General features: G+C 60.6%; 4 protein-coding genes. 1 reads left to right on the top strand and 3 read right to left on the bottom strand.

What is annotated here, in order from left to right:
• The 3 genes from Q0S16_RS21390 to Q0S16_RS21400 form a co-directional block, all read right to left on the bottom strand.
• The coding region (locus tag Q0S16_RS21390; protein WP_295852766.1) for a tail fiber protein at positions 1–257 on the bottom strand (257 nt) is incomplete at its 3' end.
• Positions 258–323: 66 nt separating this feature from the next.
• Entirely contained in the window at positions 324–851 is a 528-nt protein-coding gene (locus Q0S16_RS21395; RefSeq protein ID WP_295852772.1) for a tail fiber protein, read from the bottom strand.
• Positions 852–980: 129 nt separating this feature from the next.
• Positions 981–1,523, bottom strand: coding sequence for a tail fiber protein (locus Q0S16_RS21400; RefSeq protein ID WP_295852767.1), 543 nt, complete (start codon positions 1,521–1,523; stop codon positions 981–983).
• A gap of 452 nt (positions 1,524–1,975) precedes the next feature.
• Here Q0S16_RS21400 and Q0S16_RS21405 point away from each other — a divergent pair.
• On the top strand, positions 1,976–3,127 hold a 1,152-nt coding region (locus Q0S16_RS21405; RefSeq protein ID WP_295852769.1), incomplete at its 3' end, for an IPT/TIG domain-containing protein.

A 3,127-nucleotide genomic window follows, 5' to 3' on the forward strand; every position in this document is an offset into this window, starting at 1 on the left:
CCGATCGACTGGCCGATCACGCGCGGCTGCAGACCGGGACCGTCGCCCTGGCCGTTGCTGACTGAACCGGAGAGATTGGGCAGCGCGAAATTGGTGGTGCCGTTACCGCCGAAAGCCGATCCGATCAGCGAGAACAGCGGCGTGAACTGCTGGATGGAAAGTAATTGTCCAAAGCACGGCAGCCACGCCTGATTGAAGCCCTGAGCCGCGAGGGCAAATGGAAAGGCCTGGATTTCACCAATATACGGGTCTGACACGTAGTGCCTCCTCAGGATCCGCTGAAGCGCGACAGCTAACGACGTGAATGGAAGCGGCAGGCGTGATCAGCCCGGTGACGGAAAGACGCCGCTGAAGCAGATGCAGTAATTGCCCACGACCGTCGGCATGATGTTGTTGTGCGGCAAATTGCTGCCGGCAAGCGCGACGCAGGCCGCCATCGTCTCATATGGCGCCGCGTCCGCTGCCGGCGCGTAGAGATTTCCGGCCGACGCGGTTGCTAAATGAACCGCCGCCCCGGGCGTCGGCGTTGTGGCCCTGGCGGTCGACGACATCAGCGCGTGGCTATGCTGGGGCATCTCGTTCTCGGTCAGCACATGCTCGTCCTCGCCCGCAATCCCCCCGAGCACATAGAGCGGAAGAGCCCGCCCCTGGCCCTGGCCAATCGGCACCCGTCCGCGCAAATCCGGTGCGTTGAAGGTCTGCACGCCATCGCCGCCATAAATCGTGCCGATGACGGCATAGAGGGTATCGTATTGTGAAATGGGGAGGCTTTGTCCACTGCAGGAGAGCCAGCCATCCGGCACCCGTGGGAACCCGAACAGCCTGATTTCGCCGATAAAGGGGTCTGACATCGCCGAATTCTCTTTCAAGCACGCATTGCAAAACAGGGTCAGGAACGTGTCGCCTCTCACGAAGCGCAATTCAGGAGAAGCCAATTCTGAAAGCGATTTTCTTGAACTGATAGCCGTGCGGTCGAAGTCTCAGTTGCGGGAAGGAAAGATGCCGTTGAGCGCAATCATGTAGTTGATGACCAGATAGGGCTGCATATTGTTGTGCATCTGATTACCGCCTTCATTCAAAACATTGGTTCCCGGCGCGAGCGGCGTTTCTCCGTTGCCGGCGGTCAGGAAAACAGACTTTGGATTGTCTGGAGGAACGGTGTTGGTGCCGAACAGGTGGTTGGCCGGAACAGCGCCTCTCCCGGCTCCCTGGCTCGTTGAAGCCTGAATGATATGATTATGGCTGGGAAGCTGTTGCGTGTTCAAGGCCACCGAAACCGTTCCGCTCATCATGCCAGCCGGAAAATCGCCGCCGCCTCCCGTGGATCCGATAATCGCGCGACCGCGCAAATCTGGCAGTGCGAACGTCCTGATCCCGTCCCCACCGTAGTGAGTGCCTAGCAATGAGAATAGCGCCTGACTGGTCTGGATGGCCATCAGGGCGCCGTTGCATAGCGCCCACCCTCTCGGCACCGTGGTGCCGCCAAACGGCATGATCTGACCCAGGATGGGTTGTAACGGCATGCTCCCCCCTTCAAGCAGGCGATGGATCGCCTCTTAATTAACGCGCGGAATATTGACGCGCGGCGGGTCAAATCAGCGGTGCATCACGAATGTATGCTCGTTGAGATTGTAAGTTGGCGCGACCAAAGCAGTCAAGCCCACACGTGCAAATGCCAGAGATCAACGGCTTTGAGGGGGTGGCTAGCGCGGCGGCGCGCGTTGGTTCGGCGCAACGCGACATCCGCATCAGGGCGAGGCAGCAGCGCGGCTCTACCCACGTCGGTCCTGCCTGTTACCGAGGCGCAACTGGTTGAAAAAAATACACCAGATGGTTTTATTTTACCGTCAACGATCGTCAGTTTACTTGTTTGCGACGTGCGGTAACGGCCTAATACACGCAATTTGGAGTTGAAGTTTTTCTAAAGATTTGCGGCAGGAGCGTCCGTTTGAGGACCAGCCGCTGAGGGGGCACAGTGACCTTCACGACGGGGACCCGACAGGGTTGTCTGCCGACGCTACGTGCGGCTTGGCAGGTATTGCGGTCCGTTTGTGTTGCTGCTGCTGTGGCGCATGCGCAATTGCGCTGCCGGGGCCTGAACACGCTCGCCGCGATGGTCCTTCTGGTGCTCGCTGCCATGGGGGCGTCGGTGTCGAGCGCTCAGGCGGTCTGCGACCAGACCGTCAACTCGACGAGCGGAGCGACGATCAACTTCACATCGATCGGCCAAGTCTACCATTTGTGCCTGACCGTGGTCACCGCCGGCGCGGGGCACACCGGCGACGACGCGGTGGTCTATGGCCTCTACTCGATGTCGGGTACCGATGCTTTAAATCAACTTCCCATCGCGGGCACCTCAACGAGTGCCTACTCCGACTTCAGTCCGACGACGAGCAGGGCCAGCTACAAATTCTCTCCCAAGAGCGCCAACGACAATGGTCAAAATGCGAATTCCGGCAATGCCCAGATCGACATTACGCTGAACAGCGTAACAACCTTCGCACAGGATAGCGTCACGCTTTATTACGCACCCTCTTGTAGCGATGCGCTCCTCGAGTGCACAGGCGACTCTCACGCGACGACTCCGTGGACCTTTACGATCAATCTGCCGACGCCGCCACCAACCGTAACATCGATCTCGCCGACATCCGGACCGGCGGGCGGCGGCACCAGCGTCATAATCACCGGCACCAATTTGTCGGGCGCGACGGCGGTGACGTTCGGCCCCACGGCAGCGACTGGTATCACTATCAATTCCCCGACCCAGATCACGGCAACCTCGCCGACGGGGAGCGGCACAGTCGACGTCACGGTAACCACCGCGGGCGGCACCTCCGCGACCTCCGTCAATGATCGGTTCACCTACATCGCCGCACCGACCGTGACCTCGGTCTCGCCGAACTCGGGTCCGGCGGCCGGCGGCACCACCGTGACGATCGTCGGCACCGGATTTATCGTTGGCGCGAGCACGGTCAGTTTCGGCGGCACGCCGGCGACCGGCGTCACGGTCAATTCCACCACCTCGATCACGGCGACCTCGCCGGCGGGGGGGACGGGGACCATCGACGTCACGGTAACCACCGCCGGCGGCACCTCCGCGACCTCCGCCAATGATCGGTTCACCTAC

This window comes from Tardiphaga sp. (genome assembly GCF_025356345.1).
Classification (GTDB): domain Bacteria; phylum Pseudomonadota; class Alphaproteobacteria; order Rhizobiales; family Xanthobacteraceae; genus Tardiphaga.